The following is a 23,478-nucleotide window of genomic DNA, read 5'->3' on the forward strand; positions in this document are numbered from 1 at the left end:
CCGCGAACCCGTTTTGCCGCAAGGAACCCGTGTCGACCTCGCCCGCCTCGATCCCCACGCGGATCGGCCGACGCCTCGGCCTGAGCGAGCACCGGTGGTTCTGGACGGTCTTCGCCGTGCTGCTCGTCCCGATCGTCGTCTGGTACGTCGCCCGGCACGGCGAGGGCTGGCTGCCGCAGGGCGACGACGCGATGATCGCCATCCGCGCCCATGACGCCTGGTCCGGTCACTGGCCCCTCGTGGGCATGCGCTCGACCAGCGACCAGACCGTCGAGGGCGTCTACGCCTACCACCCCGGGCCGCTCGAGTTCTACGTGATCGGGCTGCCCTACCTGCTGTCCGGCTGGCACGTGTGGGGCCTGCTGCTGGGCTGCGCCCTCGTGACGGCGGCGTTCGTCGGGGTGTCGCTCTGGTCGGGCTACCGCGCGGCGGGCCGCCCCGGACTGCTCGCGATGGCCGGCGCGACGATCACGCTCTACGGGCTGTTCGGATCAGTTCTCGTCCTGCCGTGGAACCCGTGGCCCACGGTCTTCGGGCTGCTCGCCAGCCTCGCCGTGACGTGGAGGATGCTGCTGGGGCACCGGGGCCTGTGGCCGTTGTTCATGGTGTGCGTCAGCTGGACGGGACAGGCCCACCTCGGCGTCACGCCCATCGTCGGCCTGCTGGGCGTGTGGATGCTGCTCCTGACGATCCGGCGCTGGTGGCGGGGGTTCCGCAGCAGGCCCGGCGAGGTCGGGCGCACCCTCCTCGTCGCCTTCGTCTGCTGGCTCGGCCCGATCGTCGAGGCCCTCACGTACTCGCCGAACAACATCGGGGAGATCGCCGCCCTCACCACCGCGGAGAAGACGCAGGACACCTCCGTCGCCGACTCCTGGATCCACGTGACTCACATGGTGTTCCCCTGGCTGCGCCAGTGGCGCGACGCCGAGCAGGTGACGTACCCGGCCGTCGCCCTGCTGGTCGCCGGCGTGGTGGCAGTGGCCTGGCGTTCCCGCGATCGCCGTCGCCGGCGCCGCATCGACCGCGACGTCGACATCGCCACGAGCGCCGTGGTGGTGGGTCTGTTCGCGGTGGCGGCCACCTTCTGGGCGGGCACCCGGACCGGTGGCGACCTGCGCATCGTCTACCTCGACTTCACGATGGCCGGGCCGGTCTTCTTCACCGCGGCGCTCACGCTGTGGGCGTTCCACAGCGTCCGGCTGCGGCTCGAGCGCCGTGGCGCCGACGCCGATCGGATCCGCCGATTCACCGTCCTGGCCGCCGCGGGCGCCGTCCTGCTGCCGGTCCTGGGCACCCTCGCCGGGTCGGCCTCGGTCCGCACGTTCGTCGAGGCGGGCAACGAGGTCAACGTCGAGCAGGCGCGGCTGGTGCTCGACGAGGTGGTCCCCGCCCTGCGCGAGACCCCGTACGCCGACCTGCCGGTGGAGTTCGAGGGCGTCGGCTTCACGGCGTGGGGGAGCGTCGGGCCCGCCCTGTCGCACCGGCTCGTGGTGGACGGCCGCCCGGTGTACTACGAGTCGTGGTGGCCCAAGTCGGCCGACGACGACCACCGCCGTCCCCGCGACATCGAGGGGACCCGCGTGGTCGTGCGGCTGGAGGAGCGTGCCGGCGGGGCGTCGTGGGAGGAGACTGCGGAGCCGGTGGACGAGACCCTCACGTTCCCGCTGCTGACCGACGAGGACGGCGGCGAGATCCGCGTGCTCCTGTCGGTGCGCGACGACTGAGCGCGGCTACAGGCTCTCGCGCCAGCGGTTCGTGATCGGCACCCGGCGGTCGCGACCGAAGTTGCGCTTGCTGACCTTCGGGCCCGGCGGGTACTGGCGACGCTTGTACTCCGCCCGGTCGACGAGGGTGATGACCTTCTCCACCACGACGGGGTCGAATCCCTCGTCGACCACGTCGGCCGAGCCGAGGTCACGCTCGACGTAGGCGTCGAGGATGCCGTCGAGCACGGGGTACGGCGGAAGGCTGTCGGAGTCGCGCTGGCCGGGGCGCAGCTCGGCCGACGGCTCCTTCGAGATCGTGTTCGGCGGGATGGGCGGTGTCTGGCCCTGCGACTCGGCCCACGCGTTGCGCCACGTGGCGAGCTCCCACACGATCGTCTTCGGCACGTCCTTGATCGGCGCGTAGCCCCCGACGGCATCGCCGTAGATCGTGGAGTAGCCGGTGGCCAGCTCGGACTTGTTGCCGCACGCGAGGACGAGGTGATTCTCGGCGTTCGACAGGCCCATCCAGATCACGGCACGGATGCGGGCCTGGAGGTTCTCCTCGGCGATGCCCTCGAGGTGCAGCGCCTCCTGGTAGGAGTCGAAGATCGGCGCGATGGCGATGGTGCGCAGGTCGAGCCCGGTGCGCTCGGCCTGGTCGGCGGCGTCGGAGCGCGAGTGCTCGGTGGACCACGCGCTCGGGTTCGAGACGCCGAACACGCGGTCGGCGCCGAGGGCGTCCACCGCGAGCGCGGCGACCACGGTGGAGTCGATGCCGCCGGACATGCCGAGCAGCACCGACGGGAAGCCGTTCTTCTCGACGTAGTCGCGCAGGCCCAGCACGATCGCCTGCCAGCGCTCGCCGAGGTCGTCCCACCGCTCCGCGACGCTGCCGGTGACGGGCTCGTACGCGGGCAGCGGGTCGCTGCTGATGACCGTGCGCTCGACCAGCAGGCCCTCGAACCGCGTTCCGGGCTCGGGCATCTGCGCCGTGGCGGCCTGCAGGTCGAGGTCGGCGATCAGCAGCTCGGGCTCGAACTGCCTCGCACGGGCCACGACCTCGCCTTGCGCATCGACCACGAGCGAGTCGCCGTCGAAGACCAGCTCGTCCTGGCCGCCGACGAGGTTGGCGTAGGCCACCGCGCACTCGCCCTCGACCGCGCGGCGCGCACACAGCTCGAGCCGCTCGTCGTCCTTGGCCGCCTCGTAGGGCGAGCCGTTGAGCACGACGAGCAGGCCGGCCTCGGCGGACTTCGCGGCCTTCGAGGGACCCTCCTGCCAGATGTCCTCGCAGATCGCGATCGCGACGTCGACGCCGTGGACCTGGATGATCTGCGTGCGGTCGCCGGCGACGAAGTGGCGGAACTCGTCGAACACGCCGTAGTTGGGCAGGTGGTGCTTGTCGTAGCGCGTGACGACCTCGCCACCGGTGATCACCGAGGCCGCGTTGACAGGCGCGTTCTTGGGCACCCCGAGGCGGTCGGACACGTCGGTGGCGCGGTCGAGGTGGCCCACGATGACGACGAGGTCGCCCAGGTCCTCCTGTGCGAGGCGCTCGGCGAGCGACGCGACCGCCGCTTGCGAGCGCTCGATGAACGACCGCCGGTAGGCGAGGTCCTCGATCGGGTAACCGGTCAGCACCATCTCGGGCGTGACCAGCACGTGCGCACCGGCGGCATGGGCGTCGCGCGCCTGCTGCAGGACGAGCTCGAGGTTGCCCTCGACGTCTCCGACGACGGCGTTGATCTGGGCGAGGGCGAGGCGAAGTTGCGGCACGGTTCCCAGCCTAGGGCGTGCCGCCGGGCGCAGCCGGGTGACGGCAAACGGCCGCGCGCGGCTCGCCCGAGCGCGGCCCTACACTGACCGCATGGGTAAGCAGGAGGACTTCGTCCTACGCGCGATCGAGGAGCGGGACGTCCGCTTCGTCAGGCTGTGGTTCACCGACGTGCTCGGCTCGTTGAAGTCGGTGGCCATCGCCCCGACCGAGCTCGAGGGCGCGTTCGAGGAGGGCATCGGCTTCGACGGCTCCGCCATCGAGGGCTTCGCCCGCGTCCACGAGGCCGACATGCTGGCCAAGCCGGACCCGTCCACCTTCCAGATCCTTCCGTGGCGCGGCGAGACGCCCGCCACGGCGCGCATGTTCTGCGACATCGCGATGCCCGACGGCAGCCCGTCGTACGCCGATCCGCGCTACGTGCTCAAGCGCGCGCTGGCGAAGGCCGCCGACGCGGGCTTCACGTTCTACACGCATCCCGAGATCGAGTTCTTCGTCTTCAAGTCCAAGCCCGAGCCGGGCACGCGCCCGGTCGCGGTGGACGACAGCGGGTACTTCGACCACACCGCCCAGGGCGCCAGCCAGGACTTCCGGCGCGAGGTCATCACGATGCTCGAGGCGATGGGCATCTCGGTGGAGTTCAGCCACCACGAGGGCGGCCCGGGCCAGCAGGAGATCGACCTGCGCTACGCCGACGCGCTGTCGATGGCCGACAACATCATGACGTTCCGCACGATCGTGCGCGAGGTCGCGCTGAGCCAGGGCAAGTGGGCGTCGTTCATGCCCAAGCCCTTCACCGACCACCCCGGCTCGGGCATGCACACGCACGTGTCGCTGTTCGAGGGCGACGAGAACGTCTTCTACGAGGCCGGCGCCGAGTACCAGCTGAGCAAGACGGGCCGCGCGTTCATCGCCGGCGTCCTCGAGCACACGCCCGAGATCACGGCCGTCACGAACCAGTGGGTGAACTCCTACAAGCGCCTCGCGTGGGGCGGCGAGGCACCGAACTACGTGTGCTGGGGCCACAACAACCGCTCCGCGCTCGTGCGGGTGCCGATGTACAAGCCGCACAAGTCCGGCTCGGCCCGCGTCGAGCTGCGCGCCCCCGACTCGGCGTGCAATCCCTACCTCGCGTACGCGCTGATCCTCGCCGCGGGCCTCAAGGGCATCGAGAACAGCTACGAGCTGCCGCCCGAGGCCGAGGACGACGTCTGGTCACTCAGCGAGAACGAGCGTCGTGCGATGGGCATCGCCCCGCTGCCGCGCAACCTCGACGAGGCGATCCGCACGATGGAGAACAGCGAGCTCGTCGCCGAGACGCTGGGCGAGCACGTCTTCGACTTCTTCCTGCGCAACAAGCGCGCGGAGTGGCAGGACTACCGCTCGCAGGTCACGCAGTTCGAGATCGACCGACTGATGCCGGTCCTGTAAGTCCCGTGACCCGCACCCGCTTCTCGGACCCGGAGACCGCCACCGCGAACCTCGCACGGCTGGGCTCCGTCTCGCCCGAGTTCGTCGACCAGATCGCCGCGGTCGCCGATCCCGACGGCGCCCTCGCATCGCTCGTGGCGCTCGCCGAGACCGATGAGGGGCCGCGGCTCATGGCCGCGCTGGAGGACGACCCCGTCCTGCGCCAGCGCGCGATGATCGTGCTCGGCACCAGCCGCGCGATCGGCGAGTTCTGGCGGCGGCACCCCGAGTACGTGCTCGACCTGGTGGGGGAGCGCCTGCTGGAGCGGCCGGCCACCGAGCCGGAGTACCGCGAGTGGCTCGCCGACGTGACCGATCCCGACGCGCTGCGCGTGCGCTACCACCGCGAGCTGGCCGCGATCGCCGCACGCGACCTCAACGCGCACACCACCTTCGAGCAGTCGTCGGCCGAGCTGTCCGACCTCGCGGTCGCCACGCTCGACGCCGCGCTGCGGATCGCCGGCGACGAGGAGGAGGACGCCGACCTCGTCCGCCTGGCCGTCATCGCGATGGGCAAGACCGGTGGCCACGAGCTGAACTACGTGAGCGACGTGGACGTCATCTTCGTGCACGAGCCGGTCGAGGGCGCCGACGAGCAGCGCGCCGCGGCCGCCGCCACGCGCATGGCGGGCGCGATCATCCGGATCTGCGGCGACCACACCGCCGAGGGCACGATCTGGGAGGTCGACCCGAACCTGCGCCCGGAGGGCAAGCACGGCCCGCTGAGCCGCACCCTGGGCAGCCACGTCGCCTACTACGACCGCTGGGCCGTCACGTGGGAGTTCCAGGCGCTGCTCAAGGCGCGGTACGCCGCCGGTGACCGCGAGCTGGGCGAGGCGTACCTCGAGGCGCTGAAGCCGATGGTGTGGAAGGCGGCCGAGCGCGACGACTTCGTACCCGAGGTCCGCCGGATGCGCCGGCGCGTCATCGAGAACATCCCGGCCGCCCACCGCGACCGCCAGCTGAAGCTCGGAAGCGGTGGCCTGCGCGACGTCGAGTTCGCCGTGCAGCTGCTGCAGCTCGTGCACGGCCGCGTCGACGAGCAGATCCGCAGCCCCAACACGCTCGAGGCCCTACGGGCGCTCACCGACAAGGGGTACGTCGGACGCCGCGACGGCTCGGCGCTGGAGGAGGCCTACGAGTTCCTGCGCGCCCTCGAGCACCGGATGCAGCTGTTCCGCCTGCGTCGCACCCACCTGGTGCCCGAGGACGTCGACGACCTGCGGCGGATCGGCCGCAGCATGGGCTTCACCACGAACCCGGCCGACAACCTGGTCAAGGAGTGGCAGGCGCACCGGCGGATCGTCAGCCGCCTGCACGAGAAGATCTTCTACCGGCCGCTGCTCGAGGCCGTGGCGTCGCTGCCGGAGGACCGCCTGCGGCTCAGCACCGAGGCGGCGCAGGACCGGCTCGCGGCGCTGGGCTACAGCGACCCGAAGGGCGCGATGGCCCACATCGGCGCGCTCACCTCGGGCGTCACGCGGCGTGCCGCCATCCACCGGTCGCTGCTGCCGGCGATGCTCTCGTGGTTCGCCGAGTCCCCGCAGCCCGATGCGGCGCTGCTCGCGTTCCGCCAGATCTCCGAGGAGCTCGGCGACTCGCCCTGGTACCTGCGCAAGCTCCGTGACGAGGGCAGCGGGGCCCAGCAGTTCGCGCACATGCTGGCCTCCAGCACGTACGTCACCGACCTGATCCGCCGTGCGCCCGACGCCGTGGCGCTGCTCGGCGACGACGAGGCGCTGGTGCCGCGCGACCTCGACCGGCTCGACACCGAGATGACGATCGCGGCGAAGCGGCACCAGATCCCGGACGGCGCCGTGCGTGCCGTGCGGCGGATCCGGCGCCGCGAGCTGTCGCGCGTCGCGATGAGCGACGTGCTGGGCCGGCTCGACGTCACCGAGGTCGGTGAGGCGCTGACGTCGATCAACACCGCCACCATCTCCGCCACCCTGGCCACGGCGGAGGCGGCCTGGACCCAGGACCACGACAAGCCGCTGCCCACGCGCAACGCCATCGTCCTGATGGGCCGGCTCGGCGGGCACGAGGCGGGGTACGGATCCGACGCCGACGTGATGTTCGTGCACGACCCGGTCGAGGGGGCCGACGGCGACGAGGCGAAGGCGTGCGCGCTGTGGATCGCCCAGCTCATCCGGCAGATGCTCGGTGCTGCGGGAGCCGATCCCGCGCTCGAGATCGACGCCGGACTGCGTCCCGAGGGCAAGAACGGCCCGCTCGTCCGCTCGTTCGACGCCTACGCGGCGTACTACGCCAAGTGGTCGGACACGTGGGAGGCACAGGCGCTGCTGCGCGCCGAGGCCGCCGTGGGCGATCCCGAGCTGTGCCGCCGGTTCACCGAGCTGATCGACCCGCTGCGGTACCCCGAGGGAGGCCTGTCGGCCTCGCAGGAGCGCGACATCCGGCGGATCAAGGCCCGCGTGGACTCCGAGCGGCTGCCACGCGGCGCCAACCCGAACACCCACCTCAAGCTGGGACGCGGGGGCCTGGCCGACGTCGAGTGGACCATCCAGCTGCTGCAGATGCAGCACGCCCACCGGGTGCCGGCGCTGCGCACCACCCGAACGATCGACGCCCTGGAGGCGGCCGCCGACGCCGAGATCCTCTCGGCCGAGGACGCCCAGGCCCTCATCGAGTCCTGGCGCTTCGTGACCCGCATCCGCAACGGCGTGGTGCTGTGGCGCGCCAAGCCCGCGGAGTCGATGGTCGAGACCACGGCCGACCGCGTGGGCCTCGCGCACCTCCTCGGCATCGGGCAGGACCACACCGAGGAGATGGTCAACGACTACATGCGGATCACCCGCCGGGCCCGGCAGGTCGTGGAGCGCGTCTTCTACGAGTGACCGCCCGCCCCGAGGTGCAGGGCGGCGGATGAGCGCGGGTTAGCCTGAAGGCATGCTCTCGCGTCTGCTGCTGCCCCTCGTCCTGGCCGTGGGGCTGCTCTCGGCGGCCCCGGCGACGGCCGCGGGTCCCACGCCGGTCGCGCCGGCCGTGGCGCCGACCTCGCAGCCGGCTCCCCAGCAGATCGTCGTGCGTGAGGGCCCGAAGGTGAAGGGCACCCACCGGTTCGGCAGGACGCTCACCCGCTCGGTGGGCCGCTACTCCGTCGGGGGGCTGCAGATCCGCACCCAGTGGCTGCGCGACGGCATGCCGATCAAGGGCGCCACCCGCTGGAAGTACAAGCTCGGCGTGCGCGACGTCGGCCACACGGTGCGCGTGCGGGTCACCGTCAGCAGGCCCGGCTACCGCACCGTCACGCACCGCTCGCCGTGGCGCAGGGTCAAGCACGTGCGCGACGTGCGGCGCACCGTGAAGTACTCGATCGCGACGAACGGCAAGATGACCACGAGCGTGAAGACGTTCAAGCGCCAGGTCGCCGAGATCCTCGACGACCCGCGGGGCTGGCGTGCCGGTGGCATCCGGTTCAAGCGGGTGAAGTCGGGCGGCTCGATGACGATCGTGCTGGCCCAGGCCTCGCGCGTGCCCACGTACTCGAGCGCCTGCTCGTCCACGTGGAGCTGCCGGGTGGGGCGCCACGTGATCATCAACCAGGAGCGCTGGAAGCACGCCTCTCCGGCCTGGAACGCGGCGAAGGGCACGACCCTGCTGGGGTACCGCCACATGGTGGTGAACCACGAGACCGGCCACTGGCTCGGCTGGCACCACAAGTCCTGCGGCGGCAAGGGTCAGAAGGCCCCCGTCATGATGCAGCAGTCGAAGGGCCGCAACGGGTGCACGTTCAACCCGTGGCCGAAGCCGTCGGAACGCAACGTGCCCCGGTACCGCTGAGGCACCGGGGCACGAGCGACGTGCCGATCAGCTCATGATCGACGCGCAGGTCTCGTCCTTCTCGAACGCCTTCTTCAGCCCCTCGTCGCTGGCGCTGAGCTCGGCGAGCGGTCCTTCGTAGCTCGACGACTCGGCGAGCGACTCGCTGACCTGCAGCAGGGTGGCCTGCATCTGGTCGGCGTTCGCCGTGCTGGCCGCCTTGAGGTTCTTGATGACGCCCTGAAGCGTCTGGGCGCCGGTGTCGAGCGACTTCTTCGCCTGGTCGTAGGCCGCCGCGTCGACCTCCGGGGGAGTGCCGGCGTCCTGCAGCACCTTGGCCTGCGCCTCGAGTCGGTCGCGCAGGGTGCGCAGGAACGTCATGATGGCCTCCTTCGACTCCGCCGCGCTGCCGTCGGTGACGGGCGGCTCGACGGGTGCCGTGGTCGGCTCGAGCGCCTGGCACAGCGACTGGGCCCATTTCTCCTGGGGAGTCGCCGCAGCCGCTTCGGGCTCGTCGCTGGAGCCGGTGCAGCCGCCCAGCACGAGACCCGCCGCCGCACCGGCGAGCATCACCCGGATGGTCCTGTTCATGGTGTTGCCTTCCGATCGGAACGAGGGAGGGCCCCACCGCGGCTGCGGCAGGACCCTCCCCGGTGTTCAGTTGATGATCACGCAGCTCACGGAGCGAGCGTCGCGGTCAGCTTGTTGCCCGGACCCGAGGCGAAGAGCGACAGGATGTCGTTCAGCGGGCCACAGCCCTGCAGCTTCGCGATCGAGTAGGTGCTGGTGACCGTACCGCCCGCGAGCGGGTCGAAGCGGCCGTTGGACGCCAGGCGGATGTCGGACGGCTTGGACGTCTGGCACTTGGCGCCGCCGCCGAGCTTCAGACCGAACGACTTGATCGAGGTGATCTGGATGTTCACCTTAGAGTCGGCGGTCAGCTGGCCGGTGGAGAGGTTGATGCCACCGTTGGTCTTGCCCACCGAGGTGAAGGCGAGGTCAGCGTCGACCGGGAGGAAGCCGAGGGCCTTCAGCTTCGCCTTGGTGTTGTCCAGCGTCAGATCGGCGACGAACTGCCCGGTGGCGAGGTTGAAGTCAGCCGCGACCTTGCCGTTCAGCGGGGCGGTGCCGTTGCCGGCCTTGATGGTCGTGCTGCCCTTGAGCTTGAACGGCACCTTGATGACCGGGTCCGTGGTCGGCTCCGTGGTCGGCTCCGTCGTGGGCTCCGTGGTCGGCTCCGTCGTGGGCTCCGTGGTCGGCTCCGTGGTCGGCTCCGTCGTGGGCTCCGTGGTCGGCTCCGTGGTCGGCTCCGTGGTCGGCTCCGTGGTCGGCTCCGTCGTGGGCTCCGTGGTCGGCTCCGTCGTGGGCTCCGTGGTCGGCTCCGTCGTGGGCTCCGTGGTCGGCTCCGTCGTGGGCTCCGTGGTCGGCTCCGTGGTCGGCTCCGTGGTCGGCTCCGTGGTCGGCTCCGTCGTGGGCTCCGTCGTGGGCTCCGTCGTGGGCTCCGTGGTCGGCTCCGTGGTCGGCTCCGTGGTCGGCTCCGTCACGCCGATCGAGCCCAGCGCCAGGTCGGCGGGGCCGTTGCAGGCGAGGGTCGACGGGATGGTGGAGTTGTCGGCCTTGAAGATCGTCGCGGTGATGTTGAACGAGGCCGGCATGCCGATGACGACCGAGTCGACCGCGTAGTCCGGGGTCGTGATCGGGGGAACGAGCCCGGTGGCGGGGATGAGCCACGGCTCGTTGGCCACCTGCGGGATCGGCGTGCGGGGCGCACCGAGGTTCGGGATGGCGATCGTCGTGGTCTGTCCACCCGTGGTCAGGGTGACGGCCGAGTTGGTGGACGCACCCGAGGCCTCACGGCCACCGAGCAGCAGCGCGGTGGACTGGCGGAGCAGCTCCGGCATGGTGAGGGTGATGTTCACGGGGGTCTCGGGGATCACCTGACCGGGGGTCACGGTGTCCGGGACGCTGGTCGACGCGAGCACGCCGATGTCCTGGATGCCGAGGTTCAGTCCGCCGGCGACGACCTCACACTTGTAGAGGAAGTTCTTCTCCAACGTCACGTCCGCAGCGCTCGCGCTGGCGGCTCCAATCACACTGATGGCCCCGGCGCTGAGGGCTGCAGCTGCCCCTGTTGCCAGGACCTTTCCGGTCTTCGTCATCTTCTTCACAAGGGTGTCCTTCTTTGGGAGTTGAGCCGACGCGTCGAGAGCGCGAGAGGTGCCCTCGTGAGAGCCGGCTGTGACAGACACCACACAACCTAGAGCCACGAAAACGAAAGTGCAACTAGTGGTTACAAAGTCAGTGACCACTTACGTCACACCCACCACACAACCCGGTTGGCCCCTGAAATGACGGTCGAAACTCTGGGTCACATACACGCCAGAGCGCACCGAATCAGTGATTCGGTGCGCTCTGGGGCGGGGTCGGGCAGGCGTCAGGCAGCCTGTGCGGCCTCCTTGGCCTCGCGCTTGGCGCGGCGCAGGGCCTTCGACTCGGGGGACTTGCCCACCTTGTACGGGTCGGTCGGCTTCTTGGAGTAGATCGCCAGCTGGCGCGCCACGCTCATGAGCTGCTTGGACAGCCGGCCCTCGTTGTAGCGCAGACCGTACTTCTCGACGAGACGCTGCACGTCCACCTTGACCTCGCGGTAGCGCCGCGCCGGGATGTCGGGGAACAGGTGGTGCTCGATCTGGTGGCTGAGGTTGCCGGTCATCACGTGGAAGGGCTTGGAGCCGGAGATGTTCGCCGACCCGAGCAGCTGGCGCAGGTACCACTGGCCGCGGGTCTCGTTCTGCGCGTCCTGCTCGTCGAACGTCTCGACGTCGGCCGGGAAGTGACCGCAGAAGATCACCAGGAAGGTCCAGATGTTGCGGATCAGGTTGGCCGTGAAGTTGGCTCCGAGCACCGCGAGAGGGGCCCACCAGCCGACGAACGGGATCGCGGCGCAGGCGATGACCGGGTAGACGACGTAGTCCTTGAAGAGCTGGCGCCGGACCTTGACGTAGGCGCGCTTCTTGCGGGCGACGAACTCCTCCTTGCTCATCTTGCCGCCGAGGTACTCGTCGAGCTCGATGCCGTGGTACATCACGCCCCACTCGAAGAAGAGCATGAGCAGGAACGCCAGCGGGAGGTTGAACCGGTGGTTCGGGTACCACGGCTGGCCATCGTCGATCCGCAGCAGGCCGTAGCCGATGTCGCGGTCCATGCCGTGGATGTTCGTGTACGTGTGGTGGATGAAGTTGTGGCCGTGCTTCCAGTCCTGCGCGGGGGCCACGTTGTCCCACTCGTAGCGCTTGCCGTCGATCATCGGGTCGTTCATCCAGTCGTACTGACCGTGCATGACGTTGTGCCCGATCTCCATGTTCTCGATGATCTTCGAGAGCCCGAGGAAGATGACGCCGGCGATGAAGGCGGGCGGGAAGATCGGCAGGAAGATGCCGATGCGGCCCAGCACCTCGAACCACTTCTGCACGCGGATGACGCGACGGATGTAGTCGGCGTCCTCCTGGCCGAGGTTGTCGAGCACGCGCTGGCGCACGGCGTCGAGCTCCTGGCCGAACTCCTCGAGCTGCTCGTACGTCATGAGGTCGAGGCCGACCGTGGACTTGCGGTTCGGGTCATACGCGTCGACCAGGGGGACGGGCGCCTGGTTGTGGGCCGAGGCGCTGAGCGGCTCGATCGGCGCGTGCTTCGTGCGCTGGAAGAGGGACATGTTCTTCTCCTTCACAGATCCACCGCGACATCGCCCACCGGGACGTTGACGCAGACCTTGATCGTTTCGTCGGTGTCGGCACTGACCTCACCGCTGATGACATGGCGCACCGCGCCGTGGAGCTTCTTGACCGCGCAGGTGTTGCACACACCCATGCGGCATCCGTAGACGGGGGAGAGCCCGGCGGCCTCGGCCTGCTCGAGGATCGTGGCACCGGAGTTCGGAGCGTCGACGCCGCTGGCGTCGAAGCTGACGGCGCCGGTGGCGTCCTCGGCGTCGAGGTCGACCGACGGAACCTTGAAGTACTCGGCCGTGAGCTGGTCACGCGCGTCGAGGTCGGTGTAGAGCTCGGTGACCGTGGCGATGAGGCCGGCCGGGCCACACACCCACGTGGGGGTGGTGGCCGGGTCGAGGCCGAGTCCGTGCAGGTGGTCGAGCGTGATGCGGCCGTTGAGCCGCGCGTCGGGCTCGGGGTCGCGCGTGTAGACGCGGACCATGTCGACGAAGGGCAGCTCGGCCATCGCGTCCAGCTCGATCGAGAACATCTCGTCGTCGCGCGAGCGCGCGTAGTGCAGGAAGGTGACGCGGCCCCGGTGGCCGCGGTCGGCCAGGGTGCGCAGCATGCTCATGACGGGCGTGATGCCGGAGCCGCCGCTGATGAGCAGGATGTGCTCGGGCACGCGCTTCGGCAGGACGAACTCGCCCGAGGCGGGGGAGAGGTACACGACCGTGCCGGGGCGCAGGCTGCCCGCGTGCAGGAACTGGGAGACGTAGCCGTCGGGGTGGGCCTTCACCGAGACGCTGAACATGCCGTCCTTGCGCTCGGCCGAGCTCGAGACGCTGAAGACGCGGACCCGGCGGGTGCCCTCGACCTCGACGCCGAACTCGACGTGCTGACCGGGCGTGAATCCGGACCAGGCGCCGTTGGGACGCAGCACCACGGTGCTGGCGGCGCCGGTCTCGCGGATCACGTCGACGACGCGACCGCGGACGGCCTCGACCGTGAGCATCGGGTGCAGGAGGGTCAGGTACTCATCGGGATGGTGAGGAGACGTCACCTTGGTGACGACCGGTGAGGCCAGAGCCTTGCGGATCAGTCCCATGGGACTCCTGTCGAGAGCGGCGCGGCGAGCGGGCGGTGTCCACCAATGTCAGTGAACATCTGTTCACCCAAGGATGACAGGTGGGGCCGGGGTCGGTCAACACGACGTGCCGTGTCGTGGAACACGTGTTCACCCAACCGTGGCTGGAGGCCACGCCCTAGGCTGGGCGCGTGTCCGAGGCCGTCAACGCGCGTCAGCTCCAGAAGGAGCGCACGCGCGGTGCGTTGCTCGACGCCGCGCTCGAGCTGAGCAGCGAGCAGGGATTCGCCCAGACCAGCCTGCGGCAGGTGGCCAAGCGTGCCGGCGTGGTCCCGGCGGCGTTCTACCGGCACTTCGCCTCGATGGACGAGCTCGGCCTGGCCCTCGTCGAGCGCTGCTTCGGGACGCTGCGCACCATGATCCGCGACGCCTCGCGCGATCCCGAGGTCTTCCTGCAGATCATCGACGCCGCGGCGCAGATCCTCATCGATGCGGTCAAGGAGAACAAGGCCGACTTCGCCTTCGTGGCGCGCGAGCGTGTCGGGGGGTCCGAGGCCGTGCGCCGGGCCATCGGCCACGAGCTCGACCTGTTCGTCTCGGAGCTCGCGGTGGTGCTGGCGCGGCTGCCCAACATCGAGACCTGGAGTGCCGACGACGTCCAGATGGTGTCGCGCCTCTTCGTCCGCAACATGGTCGCGAACGCCGAGGAGGTCGTGGAGATGCCGGCCGGGCGGCCCGACCTCGAGGAGAAGATCCGCGAGGGCGCGCGGCGCCAGATGCGCCTCATCGTGCTCGGCTTCAAGGACTGGCGCAGTTGAGCGGGGCCTCACCAGCGCCCGGGCACGATGGAGGCATGACGAGTTCCGAGGCGTCCGAGTCACTGGACCTCGGGGTCCTGCGCCAGCTGGCCGGGACCCCGCACGGCCCGGTGGAGTTCCGGCGCCGCCTGCGCGAGGCCCAGCAGCAGATGTCGGGCTTCCTGATGGAGTACAAGTTCGCCCTCGACGAGATCGAGACGAAGATCTCGATCCTGCGCGAGGAGTTCGAGCTCGCCCACGAGTACAGCCCGATCGAGCACGTGAAGTCGCGGCTGAAGACGCTCGAGAGCCTCGTCGCCAAGGTCGACCGCACCGGCTGCCCCCGTGACCTGCCGACGATCCGCGAGCGGATCCGCGACATCGCGGGCATCCGGGTTTCGTGCGTCTTCGTCGAGGACACCTACCGCTTCGCGCGGATGCTCACGCAGCAGCAGGACCTGACGGTGCTGGAGACCAAGGACTACATCGCCGAGCCGAAGCCCAACGGCTACCGCAGCCTGCACCTGATCCTGCAGCTGCCGGTGTTCCTGTCCGACCGCACGGTGCACGTGCCGGTCGAGGTGCAGATCCGCACGATCGCGATGGACTTCTGGGCCAGCGTCGAGCACCAGATCTACTACAAGTACGGCATGCACGTGCCGGAGCACCTGAGCGACAAGCTCACCGAGGTGGCCGGCACCGCGGCCGACCTGGACGCCCAGATGGGCCGCCTGCGCGAGGAGATCCGTTCCCTCAGCTGACGGACGTCGGCTAGAGTGACTAAGCAAGCGCTTAGTCAGGAGTTCTCCATGTCCGTGGTCCTGTCCCGTCGGGACGTCGATTTCCTTCTCTTCGACTGGCTCCGTGCCGCCGACCTCGCCGAGCGCGAGCGGTACGCCGAGCACTCGAGGGACACGTTCGACGCCGTGCTCGACCTGTCCGAGACGATCGCCACCGAGCGGTTCGCGCCGATCAACCGGCTGCTCGACACGCAGGAGCCGGTCGTGGGTGAGGACGGCAAGGTCGTCCTGCCGGCCGAGCTCAGCGCCGCGCTCGCGGTCTACCGCGACTCGGGGATGCCCGCGGGCGTGTTCGACGCCGAGCTCGGCGGCATGCAGCTGCCCTTCGTGGTGAGCCAGGGCGCCTTCGCGTTCTTCCAGGCGGCGAGCGCCGCGGCGTCGTCGTACCCGTTCCTGTCCACCGGCAACGCCAACCTGCTGGTCGAGCACGGCTCGCCGGAGCAGGTCCGCGACTACGCCGTGCCCGTGATCGAGGGCCGCTGGTACGGGACGATGTGCCTGTCGGAGCCGCAGGCCGGATCGTCGCTCGGCGACATCACCACGCGCGCCGTGCGTCAGGAGGACGGCACCTACCGCCTGTTCGGCACGAAGATGTGGATCTCCGGCGGCGACCACGAGCTGACCGAGAACATCGTGCACCTCGTGCTGGCGAAGGTCGAGGGAGCGCCCCCGGGCGTGAAGGGCATCTCGCTGTTCATCGTGCCGAAGTACCTCGTCGAGGACGGGGCCATCGGTGAGCGGAACGACGTGGCACTGGTCGGCCTCAACCACAAGATGGGCTGGCGCGGCACCACCAACACGCTGCTGAACTTCGGCGAGGGCCTCGCCACGCCCGGCGGCGCGCCCGGCGCGATCGGCCACCGCGTGGGCGAGGAGGGCCAGGGCCTGGCGCAGATGTTCCACATGATGAACGAGGCTCGGGTCTCGGTGGGCATGGGAGCCGTGGCGCTCGGCTACACCGGCTACCTGCACGCGCTGGACTACGCCCGCACGCGCACCCAGGGCCGCGTGCCCGGCGCGAAGGACCCGTCCGCCCCGATGGTGTCGCTGACCCAGCACGCCGACGTCCGTCGCATGCTGCTGGCGCAGAAGTCCTACGTCGAGGGTGGCCTCGGCCTGCTGCTGTACTGCTCGCGGCTCATCGACGAGCAGCTCACCGGGGCCGACGAGGCCGCCAGGACGCGGGCCCACGACCTGCTCGAGGTGCTGACCCCGATCGCCAAGTCGTGGCCCTCGCAGTGGTGCCTGGTCGCGAACGACCTCGCCATCCAGGTGCACGGCGGGTACGGCTACACGCGCGACTACGCGGTGGAGCAGTTCTACCGCGACAACCGGCTGAACCCGATCCACGAGGGGACGCACGGCATCCAGAGCCTCGACCTGCTGGGCCGCAAGGTCATCGCCGGCGGGGGAGCCGGGCTCGCGACGCTCGTCGGCGCGATCAAGGAGACCATCAAGCGCGCCGCCGACGTGGACGGCCCGGCGGCCGCCTACGCCGCGCAGCTCGACGCCCGGGTCGACCGTCTCGTCGAGGTCACGTCGCAGCTGTGGGCCGGTGGTGACCCGGCGCTGGCGCTGGCCAACTCCGCGGTCTACCTCGAGGCCGCCGGCCACGTCGTGGTCGCGTGGATCTGGCTCGAGCAGCTGCTGGCCGTGGGCGATCGCTCCGACACGTTCTTCGACGGCAAGCGTGCCGCGGCCCGGTACTTCTTCGCGTTCGAGCTGCCGAAGGTCGACCCGCAGTTCGACCTGCTCGCGTCGTTGGACCGGACCGTGCTCGACCTGGATCCCGCCGCGCTCTGACGGCGACGCCGTCGTCCGGCGGGCGACGTCACACGCGAGTTGTGGACCCCGGCGGTCCGGCCTAGACTGGGATCAGAAAGTTGTATCTACAACTATTTTCCCAGGAGGAAAGTCATGGGTGCGTCGGAGACCCCGGATCTCCGCCACGACGGCGGTCACGGTGTTCAGGATCGAGCCAGCGAGCGGAACACCGATGCCATTGCCCCGGGTCAGCCGACGAAGCGCGGCGGTCAGTTCCTGAGGGGTCTCATGGTGCTGACCGCGGTGGTGTGGGTGTTCTCGTTCGTCCAGCTCGTGCAGCAGCCCTCCCAGGAGGGCTCGACCACCACGTCGTGGGACCTGGCCTTCTGGGTCGCGATGGCACTCGGGTCCGCGATCGCGACCTTCATCCTCGGCTTCTGGAAGGTCCACCGGACCTGATCAGTCGGTGACCTCGGGCCGCTGGGGGAGCCGCGAGAGTCCCTGACGTCCTCGCGTGGAGTCGCGCGTGCCCGCGAGCACGCTGCCGCCGGGATCGAGCACTGCGAGGATGCGGCTGCCGATCCGGCGGGCCTGCCCGAGCTGCTCGCGGGTGAGGGGACCGACGAAGATCTCGCGCACCAGGTCGACGTGCCCGGGGGAGGCGGTCTCCAGTCGCTGCCACCCGGCGTCGGTCAGGTCCGCGTGGCGCGACCGCGCGTCGTCAGAGTCCGCAGTCCGCGTGACCAGTCCGTCCTTCTCCAGCCGAGCGATGACGCGCGAGAGGCGCGGTGGCGAGGTGTGGGTGGCGGCCGCGAGGTCGGACAGGCGCATCGGCTCGTCACCTGCCTCCGCCAGCTGCACCAGGACGAGGAACTCGAAGAACGTCAGGTCGGCGTCCCGGAGCAGCTGGGCGTCCAGCGCTGCCGGCAGGACCTCCAGGATGGAGACGAGCGCGAGCCACGCCTCGGCCTCGTCGTCGTCGAGCCACGGCCCGCTGTGCGTCATGGCGCCGACGCTAGTGGGCACTCAGGGACGGGCCAAGCAGGATCGCCGTCAATTCGCCGGGGGTCGACCCGAGAGCCCGTGCAACGTCATCGCCGCCAAGGTCTCCGCGACCTCGTCGGCGTCCAGGTCGATGCCTCGGAAGTGCGCGTCCATGGCGACGCCCCAGCACATGCCCACGCACATCGGGGCCGTGAGCTTCGGGTCCGCCTTCTGCGACCACAGCTCGTCGGCGCTTCGGACCTGGTCGACGAGGGAGTCGATGAACGGCGCAATGCGACGCAGGTAGAACTCCTGGCCGCTGTCGCGATCGCGGAACAGCACCACGTTGAAGAGGTCGAGGTACTCCACGAACACCAGGAGCAGCGAGCGGTAGAAGATCTTGACCGCCTCGGACGACCCGTTGATGCTGCCGGCGATCGTCTGGGCCAGCACGTCCTGCAGGAGGTGGTCGATCGGCTCGACGATCGCCTCCTCGAACAGCTGCTCCTTCGAGTCGAAGTAGCGGTACAGCAGGGCGACGTTCACCCCGGCGAGTCGGGCGATGTCGCTGATGCGCGCGCCCTCGGGTCCGACGCGCGCGAACTCCTCGCGTGCCACAGCCAGCAGCTGCTTGCGTCGTTCCTCCGCGTGGAGCCTCACCACGTGCGTCACCTCCGTCCCGGTGAGCCTAGGTCGGATGCCCTCGGGCTTCGTGGGAAACATCCGGTTACAGTCCCCTCGCCACCCACAGGACGGCCCGAGCGGGGGGTTCACCGGGCGCGCCTTCCGTGCTAGGTGTGATGTAGATCACATTATCTCGGGAACCCGTCCCCCTCGTAAGGAGTCCGAGATGCGCCCAGTCGTTCGAGCCGTCGCCACCGTCGCGACCGCGACCTGCGTCGCCCTGGCGTTCGCGCCGTCCGCTTCCGCCCACGGAAAGCACCGCCCCCCGCCCCGCCCGATCACCGTCGTGGCCGGCGGCCTCGAGGGCCCGTTCCAGATCTCCCAGGACGGCCACCACCGGCTGCTCGTCATGGAGTCCGGAGCCGGCCGCGTGATTTCTGTCGATCCGAAGAGGCGGGGAAGCGTGCGCACCCTGGTGAGCGGCCTCGGGCCCGGTGCCGCCAGTGGCGCCGTCAGGGTCGGCAAGCACATCGCCATCGTGACCGGAGAGGCCGATCCGTCGGCACCCGCCGGGCCGTACCCCGGCTCGTCGGTGCTCGTGGCCTCGAAGGGCAAGGTCAGCGTGTTCGCCGACCTGATGGCGCACGAGCTGAGGTACAACCCCGACGGCCAGACCCAGTTCGCTCCCGACGGCACGACGCCGCTCGACGCGCTGTCGAACCCGTTCAGCCTGCTGGCCGAGCGAGGACGACACCCGGGAGTGCTCGTCGCCGACGGCGGCGCGAACGCGGTCCTGCGCGTCAGCTCGAAGGGCCGGGTGTCGACGTTCTTCGTCCCGCCGACGGTCAACACCGGCGCCTGCGAGGGCCGGCCGAACAACGACGCCGCTCACACGGGCTGCGACGCCGTCCCGACCGGTCTGGCCTACGGTCCGCGCAACACGATCTACGTGTCGGCGCTGACCGGTGAGGCACCTGGCGAGGGTCGCGTCTACGTCCTCGACGCGCGGACCGCGAAGGTGCGCAAGGTGATCAAGGGCTTCACCTCGCCCACCGGCATCGCGGTGGGCAAGGACGGCACGATGTACGTCACCGAGGTCCTGGAGGGCATGCCCGAGGGTGAGCCCGGACCGGAGTTCGACCCGTCGACCGTCGGCCAGATCGTCAAGGTCTCGCCGTGGGGCAAGCGGACGTACGCCCAGGTGACCATGCCGACCGGCGTGGTGCTCTCCGGTGGGTCGCTGTACGCCACCGCGTGGTCGATCGCCGGCTTCCTCGGGATCGAGGGCGCCGGACAGGTGGTGAAGGTCTCGGACCGCGCGTTCCGCAGGGCGTCCTGACCGGACGTCACGCGGGTCGTGCGCGGCGGGCGCCGGTACTCGGACCGGCGCCTCTCGCCGCGCCCCACGACTCCTAGACTCGGGAGGTCGGAGCCCGCCGGCGTTCGACCCCCGACCCCGCTAGGCAGGAACATGCACGAGCACGGTGAGCGCCCCTGGTCCGTCCACTACGGACCCGGTGTGCCGACGCAGATCGACATCCCCGACGAGCCGATCACCGCCGGCCTGGAGCGAGCGGCGCAGCGGTGGCCCGACCGGATCGCGACGGACTTCCTCGGCGCGACGGCGACGTATGCCGAGACCGACCGGGCGATCCGCCGCGCGATGGTCGTGCTCCGCGACCTCGGTGTCGGGCCGGGCGAGACCGTCGCGCTGGTGCTGCCGAACAGTCCGAGCCACCTGGTGGCGTACCACGCGGTGCTGCGGCTGGGGGCGGTCGTCGTGGACCTCAACCCGACGTACACCGAGGCCGAGCTGGCGCACCTGCTGGTCGACTGCGGCGCGCAGCACGCGCTCGCGTGGCACAAGGTCGTCGCGACGGTGCTGGCCGCGAGCGGGGACTCGTCGCTGCAGGTCGTGAGCGTGGACATCAGCCGCGACCTGCCGACCTCGGCCCAGCTGCTGCTGAGGCTGCCGGTGAAGGCGGCGCGGGCGAAGCGCAGCGCGCTGCGCGGCACGGTGCCGGAGGGCGTGCCCGTCTGGCACACGCTCCTGAAGCAGGCCCGCGGCGACGTCGCGGCCGCCCCGGTGGGAGCCGACGACCTCGCCCTGCTGCAGTACACAGGCGGAACGACCGGCACGCCGAAGGCGGCGATGCTGACGCACCGGAACCTGGTGGCGAACGTCGTCCACGGCCAGGCCTGGGCGTCGTTCCGCGAGGGTGAGGAGACGGTCTACGGCGTGCTGCCGTTCTTCCACGCGTTCGGGCTGACCTTCTGCCTCAACCTGCCCGGCCACATCGGCGCCACGCTGGTGATGTTCCCGAACTTCGAGCCCGAGACCGTGGTGAAGGCGTTCGGGAGGCGGCCCGCCACGTTCATGGCGGGGGTCGCGCCGATGTTCGAGCGCATCGCGGCCGCCGTGGAGGCCTCGCCGACACCGCCGCTCGAGGGACTGCGGCAGGCGCGGCTGGGGTTCGCCGGCGCCATGCCGATCCCGCCGGCCACGGTGGAGCGCTGGGAGCGGCTCACCGGGGGACTGCTCATCGAGGGCTACGGCATGACCGAGTGCGCGCCGATCGCGCTGGGGAACCCGTGCCTGCCGACCCGCCGCCCCGGAACCCTCGGGGTGCCGTTCCCGAACACCGACATGAGGATCGTCGACATCGACGACCACACCCGCGAGGTCGAGCCCGACGAGAGTGGCGCGCGCCGCGGCGAGCTGCTCGTGCGTGGACCCCAGGTGTTCGCGGGCTACCTGAACCGGCCGGAGGAGACCGCGCACCAGCTGCTCGAGGGCGGGTGGCTGCGCACCGGTGACGTCGTCGAGGTCGACCCCACCGGCTGGGTCACGCTGGTCGACCGGGTCAAGGAGATGATCATCGTCGGCGGCTTCAAGGTGTATCCGTCCACGGTGGAGGATCACCTGCGCCTGATGCCGGGCATCGTCGACGTCGCGGTGGTCGGGGTGGCCACGGCGAACGGCGACGACCAGGTCCTGGCGGCCTTCGTGCTCGAGCCGGGGGCCGAGGCTCCCACGGTCGAGGTGGTGCGCGCGCACGGCGAGCAGCGCCTCGCCCGCTACGCCCTCCCGCGTCGGGTCGAGGTCGTCGACGAGCTGCCGCGCTCGCAGATCGGCAAGGTGCTGCGACGCCAGGTGCAGCACCTGTTCACGCCGGGGGAGTAGCCCGGCGGGAGGTCAGGCGACGCCGGCGGCGCGGGCCGAGGCGACCGCGGACTCGACGCCGTTGAGCCACGGCTCGCCGCGGCCCGGCAGCACGGTGCGGGCGCCCGTGGCGGCGATCCGGTCGAGGGACTTCAGCGCCCAGCACGCGTCCTTCGTCCCGGCCCGAGCGACGATCCGCGGACCCTCGCGACCGGTGTAGGGATCCAGCGTCACGAGTGCGTCACTAGTGAAGACGGCGTCGGCGTCGGGAAGCTCCAGGACGCAGTGCCCGTCCGTGTGGCCCGGCGTCGTGACGACCCGCAGCCCCGCCGGAAGACCCTCCACGCCCGGGTGCAGGCTCTCGACGGACTCGACCCCCTCGACCCGCAGCGCGCCCGCCGCGACCATCCTGGTCAGGATCGGGACGGAGCCCGGGTGCAGGAGGGGGTACAGCAGCCGCGGCCGGCCCGGGCGGTAGCGGTAGGGGTGGGCCGCGATCCGGTGGTCCCCGACGTGCGCCCACACGCAGGCGCCCGCCTTCGCTGCATGTGCCGCGAACCCGAGGTGGTCGAAGTGGGCGTGGGTGAGGATGACGTCGCTGACGTCACCCCACCCGTAGCCGGCGTCGCGCAGTGCCTGCTCGGCCAGCTCACGCGTGCGGGGTAGGCCCGCGTCGATGAAGAACGGAGCCTCGCCGCGCGTCACGAGGTAGCAGTTGGTGCCGGCCTGCTCGATCCGCACGATGCCCTTGCCGACTTCGGTGATGCCCATCGATTCCCCCTCGCGTCCGTGCACTTCCAGTACCCGTCCGAGAGGCTCCGCATGCATGCTGCGCACCAGGTGAGACGGGGCGCTGAGGGTTTCGCGCGGACCTAGGCTCGGAGCATGACCTCCTCGCATCCCCGCCTCGTCGACGTCCAGTGGCTGAAGGACCGGCTCGACGACCCGTCGGTCCGCGTCGTCGACGCCACCGTCCACCTGACCTTCGACGAGAACGGCGCGCACACCGAGTCCGGACGCGCGACCTACCGGGAGGGTCACGTGCCGGGAGCAGTCTTCGCCGACCAGCTCACGGACCTCACCGTCCATGGCGGCGAGGCGCCGTTCGAGGCCGCTCCGTCCGAGCAGTTCGCGCGCGTCGTCGGGAACCTCGGCGTCGGCAACGGGCACACGGTCGTCGTGTACGACACGGTCAACGGCATCTGGGCCACGCGCCTGTGGTGGCAGTTCGCGTTCGAGGGCCACGAGGACGTCGTCGTGCTGGACGGCGGGCTCAGGGCGTGGCAGGAGGCCGGCCTGCCGCCGGAGTCCGGTGACGCCTCGCCCGTCCCCGCGACGTTCCGGGCCGAGCGGCACCCCGAGCGCAGCGTGGCCACGGCCGACGTCGAGGCCGCGACGCAGGACTCCTCGGTGCTGCTCATCAACTCGCTCGACCGGGAGGACTTCGCTGGCGGCCGGATCCCCGGCAGCGTGAACGTGCCGTTCTCCGAGCTCGTGGACGACCGGGGCCGGCTGCGCAGCCTCGACGAGCTGCGCCCCCTGTTCGACTCGGTCGGCGCGCTCGATCCCGAGGTGGCACCGGTGACGTACTGCGGCGGCGGCATCGCCGCGACCGCGGTCGCCTTCGCGCTGAAGGGTCTGGGTCGCGACGACGTCGCCGTCTATGACGGCTCGCTCAACGCGTGGACGGCCGAATCGGCGCGTCCCCTCGAGCAGGACTGAGCGCGATTTCACTTCCGACGTGCGGCGGCGTAGACTCTTAGTTGAAACTTCAACTAGGCGACGCTGTCGCTTCTCCTCCACGAAAGGAAGTGGGCAA

At 70.3% G+C, this 23,478-nt stretch carries 19 protein-coding genes; 11 read left to right on the top strand and 8 right to left on the bottom strand.

The window, feature by feature from the left end; all coding sequences use genetic code 11:
• Positions 1-29 precede the first annotated feature (29 nt).
• The gene (locus tag ACY1JX_RS15415) at positions 30-1,724 is read left to right on the top strand and encodes a hypothetical protein (RefSeq protein ID WP_462564505.1); all 1,695 of its coding nucleotides are present in this window, start codon (positions 30-32) and stop codon (positions 1,722-1,724) included.
• A 6-nt stretch (positions 1,725-1,730) separates the two neighbouring features.
• Here ACY1JX_RS15415 and ACY1JX_RS15420 read toward each other — a convergent pair whose 3' ends face one another.
• Positions 1,731-3,482 carry an NAD+ synthase gene (locus ACY1JX_RS15420; RefSeq protein ID WP_462564506.1) on the bottom strand — a complete coding sequence of 584 codons (1,752 nt, stop codon included), beginning with the start codon at positions 3,480-3,482 and terminating at the stop codon, positions 1,731-1,733.
• Between the two features lie 91 nt (positions 3,483-3,573).
• Between ACY1JX_RS15420 and ACY1JX_RS15425 the strand changes: the two genes are divergently transcribed.
• Genes ACY1JX_RS15425 through ACY1JX_RS15435 form a run of 3 tightly spaced genes read left to right on the top strand, consistent with a single transcriptional unit; the run spans position 3,574 to position 8,754 of the window.
• Positions 3,574-4,911, top strand: a complete 1,338-nt coding sequence (locus ACY1JX_RS15425; RefSeq protein WP_181756662.1) for a glutamine synthetase family protein — start codon at positions 3,574-3,576, stop codon at positions 4,909-4,911.
• 5 nt (positions 4,912-4,916) lie between these two features.
• A complete protein-coding gene (locus tag ACY1JX_RS15430) occupies positions 4,917-7,808 on the top strand; it encodes a bifunctional [glutamine synthetase] adenylyltransferase/[glutamine synthetase]-adenylyl-L-tyrosine phosphorylase (RefSeq protein ID WP_462564507.1) in 2,892 nt (963 codons plus the stop codon).
• Between the two features lie 52 nt (positions 7,809-7,860).
• A complete protein-coding gene (locus tag ACY1JX_RS15435) occupies positions 7,861-8,754 on the top strand; it encodes a DUF3152 domain-containing protein (protein WP_462564508.1) in 894 nt (297 codons plus the stop codon).
• 27 nt (positions 8,755-8,781) lie between these two features.
• Here ACY1JX_RS15435 and ACY1JX_RS15440 read toward each other — a convergent pair whose 3' ends face one another.
• From ACY1JX_RS15440 to ACY1JX_RS15455, 4 genes are all read right to left on the bottom strand, one after another.
• On the bottom strand, positions 8,782-9,324 hold the full coding sequence (locus ACY1JX_RS15440) for a hypothetical protein (RefSeq protein WP_462564509.1): 543 nt from the start codon (positions 9,322-9,324) through the stop codon (positions 8,782-8,784).
• A gap of 86 nt (positions 9,325-9,410) precedes the next feature.
• Positions 9,411-10,793, bottom strand: coding sequence for a DUF6801 domain-containing protein (locus tag ACY1JX_RS15445; RefSeq protein WP_462564510.1), 1,383 nt, complete (start codon positions 10,791-10,793; stop codon positions 9,411-9,413).
• Between the two features lie 374 nt (positions 10,794-11,167).
• Positions 11,168-12,445 carry a fatty acid desaturase family protein gene (locus tag ACY1JX_RS15450; protein WP_462564511.1) on the bottom strand — a complete coding sequence of 426 codons (1,278 nt, stop codon included), beginning with the start codon at positions 12,443-12,445 and terminating at the stop codon, positions 11,168-11,170.
• An 11-nt stretch (positions 12,446-12,456) separates the two neighbouring features.
• The gene (locus tag ACY1JX_RS15455; RefSeq protein WP_206680094.1) at positions 12,457-13,548 is read right to left on the bottom strand and encodes a ferredoxin reductase; all 1,092 of its coding nucleotides are present in this window, start codon (positions 13,546-13,548) and stop codon (positions 12,457-12,459) included.
• A 170-nt stretch (positions 13,549-13,718) separates the two neighbouring features.
• Between ACY1JX_RS15455 and ACY1JX_RS15460 the strand changes: the two genes are divergently transcribed.
• The 4 genes from ACY1JX_RS15460 to ACY1JX_RS15475 all read left to right on the top strand — a co-directional run bounded on the left by ACY1JX_RS15460 (position 13,719) and on the right by ACY1JX_RS15475 (position 17,347).
• The gene (locus ACY1JX_RS15460) at positions 13,719-14,345 is read left to right on the top strand and encodes a TetR family transcriptional regulator (protein WP_078700620.1); all 627 of its coding nucleotides are present in this window, start codon (positions 13,719-13,721) and stop codon (positions 14,343-14,345) included.
• A 35-nt stretch (positions 14,346-14,380) separates the two neighbouring features.
• Positions 14,381-15,085: a GTP pyrophosphokinase gene (locus ACY1JX_RS15465; protein ID WP_181756669.1), complete on the top strand. Its 705-nt coding sequence runs from the start codon at positions 14,381-14,383 to the stop codon at positions 15,083-15,085.
• 48 nt (positions 15,086-15,133) lie between these two features.
• A complete protein-coding gene (locus tag ACY1JX_RS15470) occupies positions 15,134-16,927 on the top strand; it encodes an acyl-CoA dehydrogenase (RefSeq protein ID WP_462564512.1) in 1,794 nt (597 codons plus the stop codon).
• A 249-nt stretch (positions 16,928-17,176) separates the two neighbouring features.
• The gene (locus ACY1JX_RS15475; RefSeq protein ID WP_462564513.1) at positions 17,177-17,347 is read left to right on the top strand and encodes a hypothetical protein; all 171 of its coding nucleotides are present in this window, start codon (positions 17,177-17,179) and stop codon (positions 17,345-17,347) included.
• Here ACY1JX_RS15475 and ACY1JX_RS15480 read toward each other — a convergent pair whose 3' ends face one another.
• Both ACY1JX_RS15480 and ACY1JX_RS15485 read right to left on the bottom strand, forming a co-directional pair.
• Positions 17,348-17,893, bottom strand: a complete 546-nt coding sequence (locus tag ACY1JX_RS15480; protein WP_181756672.1) for a MarR family winged helix-turn-helix transcriptional regulator — start codon at positions 17,891-17,893, stop codon at positions 17,348-17,350. It abuts the gene before it with no gap.
• Positions 17,894-17,941: 48 nt separating this feature from the next.
• Positions 17,942-18,595 (bottom strand): TetR/AcrR family transcriptional regulator, encoded by a 654-nt coding sequence (locus tag ACY1JX_RS15485; protein ID WP_462564514.1) that lies wholly within the window; start codon positions 18,593-18,595, stop codon positions 17,942-17,944.
• Positions 18,596-18,722: 127 nt separating this feature from the next.
• On the opposite strand from ACY1JX_RS15485, the gene ACY1JX_RS15490 reads away from it, so the two are divergent.
• Complete coding sequence (locus ACY1JX_RS15490; RefSeq protein WP_462564515.1) at positions 18,723-19,835, top strand: ScyD/ScyE family protein; 1,113 nt, start codon at positions 18,723-18,725, stop codon at positions 19,833-19,835.
• Positions 19,836-19,967: 132 nt separating this feature from the next.
• Positions 19,968-21,680, top strand: coding sequence for an AMP-binding protein (locus ACY1JX_RS15495; protein ID WP_462564516.1), 1,713 nt, complete (start codon positions 19,968-19,970; stop codon positions 21,678-21,680).
• 12 nt (positions 21,681-21,692) lie between these two features.
• Here ACY1JX_RS15495 and ACY1JX_RS15500 read toward each other — a convergent pair whose 3' ends face one another.
• Positions 21,693-22,430, bottom strand: coding sequence for an MBL fold metallo-hydrolase (locus ACY1JX_RS15500; RefSeq protein ID WP_462564517.1), 738 nt, complete (start codon positions 22,428-22,430; stop codon positions 21,693-21,695).
• Between the two features lie 114 nt (positions 22,431-22,544).
• Between ACY1JX_RS15500 and ACY1JX_RS15505 the strand changes: the two genes are divergently transcribed.
• On the top strand, positions 22,545-23,381 hold the full coding sequence (locus ACY1JX_RS15505) for a sulfurtransferase (RefSeq protein WP_462564518.1): 837 nt from the start codon (positions 22,545-22,547) through the stop codon (positions 23,379-23,381).
• The last annotated feature ends 97 nt before the right edge of the window (positions 23,382-23,478 follow it).

The organism is Aeromicrobium sp. JP4, assembly GCF_054957925.1.

Coding starts and splice junctions, on each gene's coding strand:
- ACY1JX_RS15470 (WP_462564512.1), top strand. CDS start 15,134: ATGTCCGTGGTCCTGTCCCGTCGGGACGTCGATTTCCTTCTCTTCGAC.
- ACY1JX_RS15455 (WP_206680094.1), bottom strand. CDS start 13,548: ATGGGACTGATCCGCAAGGCTCTGGCCTCACCGGTCGTCACCAAGGTG.
- ACY1JX_RS15425 (WP_181756662.1), top strand. CDS start 3,574: ATGGGTAAGCAGGAGGACTTCGTCCTACGCGCGATCGAGGAGCGGGAC.
- ACY1JX_RS15440 (WP_462564509.1), bottom strand. CDS start 9,324: ATGAACAGGACCATCCGGGTGATGCTCGCCGGTGCGGCGGCGGGTCTC.
- ACY1JX_RS15505 (WP_462564518.1), top strand. CDS start 22,545: ATGACCTCCTCGCATCCCCGCCTCGTCGACGTCCAGTGGCTGAAGGAC.
- ACY1JX_RS15450 (WP_462564511.1), bottom strand. CDS start 12,445: ATGTCCCTCTTCCAGCGCACGAAGCACGCGCCGATCGAGCCGCTCAGC.
- ACY1JX_RS15480 (WP_181756672.1), bottom strand. CDS start 17,893: ATGACGCACAGCGGGCCGTGGCTCGACGACGACGAGGCCGAGGCGTGG.
- ACY1JX_RS15475 (WP_462564513.1), top strand. CDS start 17,177: ATGGTGCTGACCGCGGTGGTGTGGGTGTTCTCGTTCGTCCAGCTCGTG.
- ACY1JX_RS15465 (WP_181756669.1), top strand. CDS start 14,381: ATGACGAGTTCCGAGGCGTCCGAGTCACTGGACCTCGGGGTCCTGCGC.
- ACY1JX_RS15435 (WP_462564508.1), top strand. CDS start 7,861: ATGCTCTCGCGTCTGCTGCTGCCCCTCGTCCTGGCCGTGGGGCTGCTC.
- ACY1JX_RS15495 (WP_462564516.1), top strand. CDS start 19,968: ATGCACGAGCACGGTGAGCGCCCCTGGTCCGTCCACTACGGACCCGGT.
- ACY1JX_RS15500 (WP_462564517.1), bottom strand. CDS start 22,430: ATGGGCATCACCGAAGTCGGCAAGGGCATCGTGCGGATCGAGCAGGCC.
- ACY1JX_RS15490 (WP_462564515.1), top strand. CDS start 18,723: ATGCGCCCAGTCGTTCGAGCCGTCGCCACCGTCGCGACCGCGACCTGC.
- ACY1JX_RS15485 (WP_462564514.1), bottom strand. CDS start 18,595: ATGTTTCCCACGAAGCCCGAGGGCATCCGACCTAGGCTCACCGGGACG.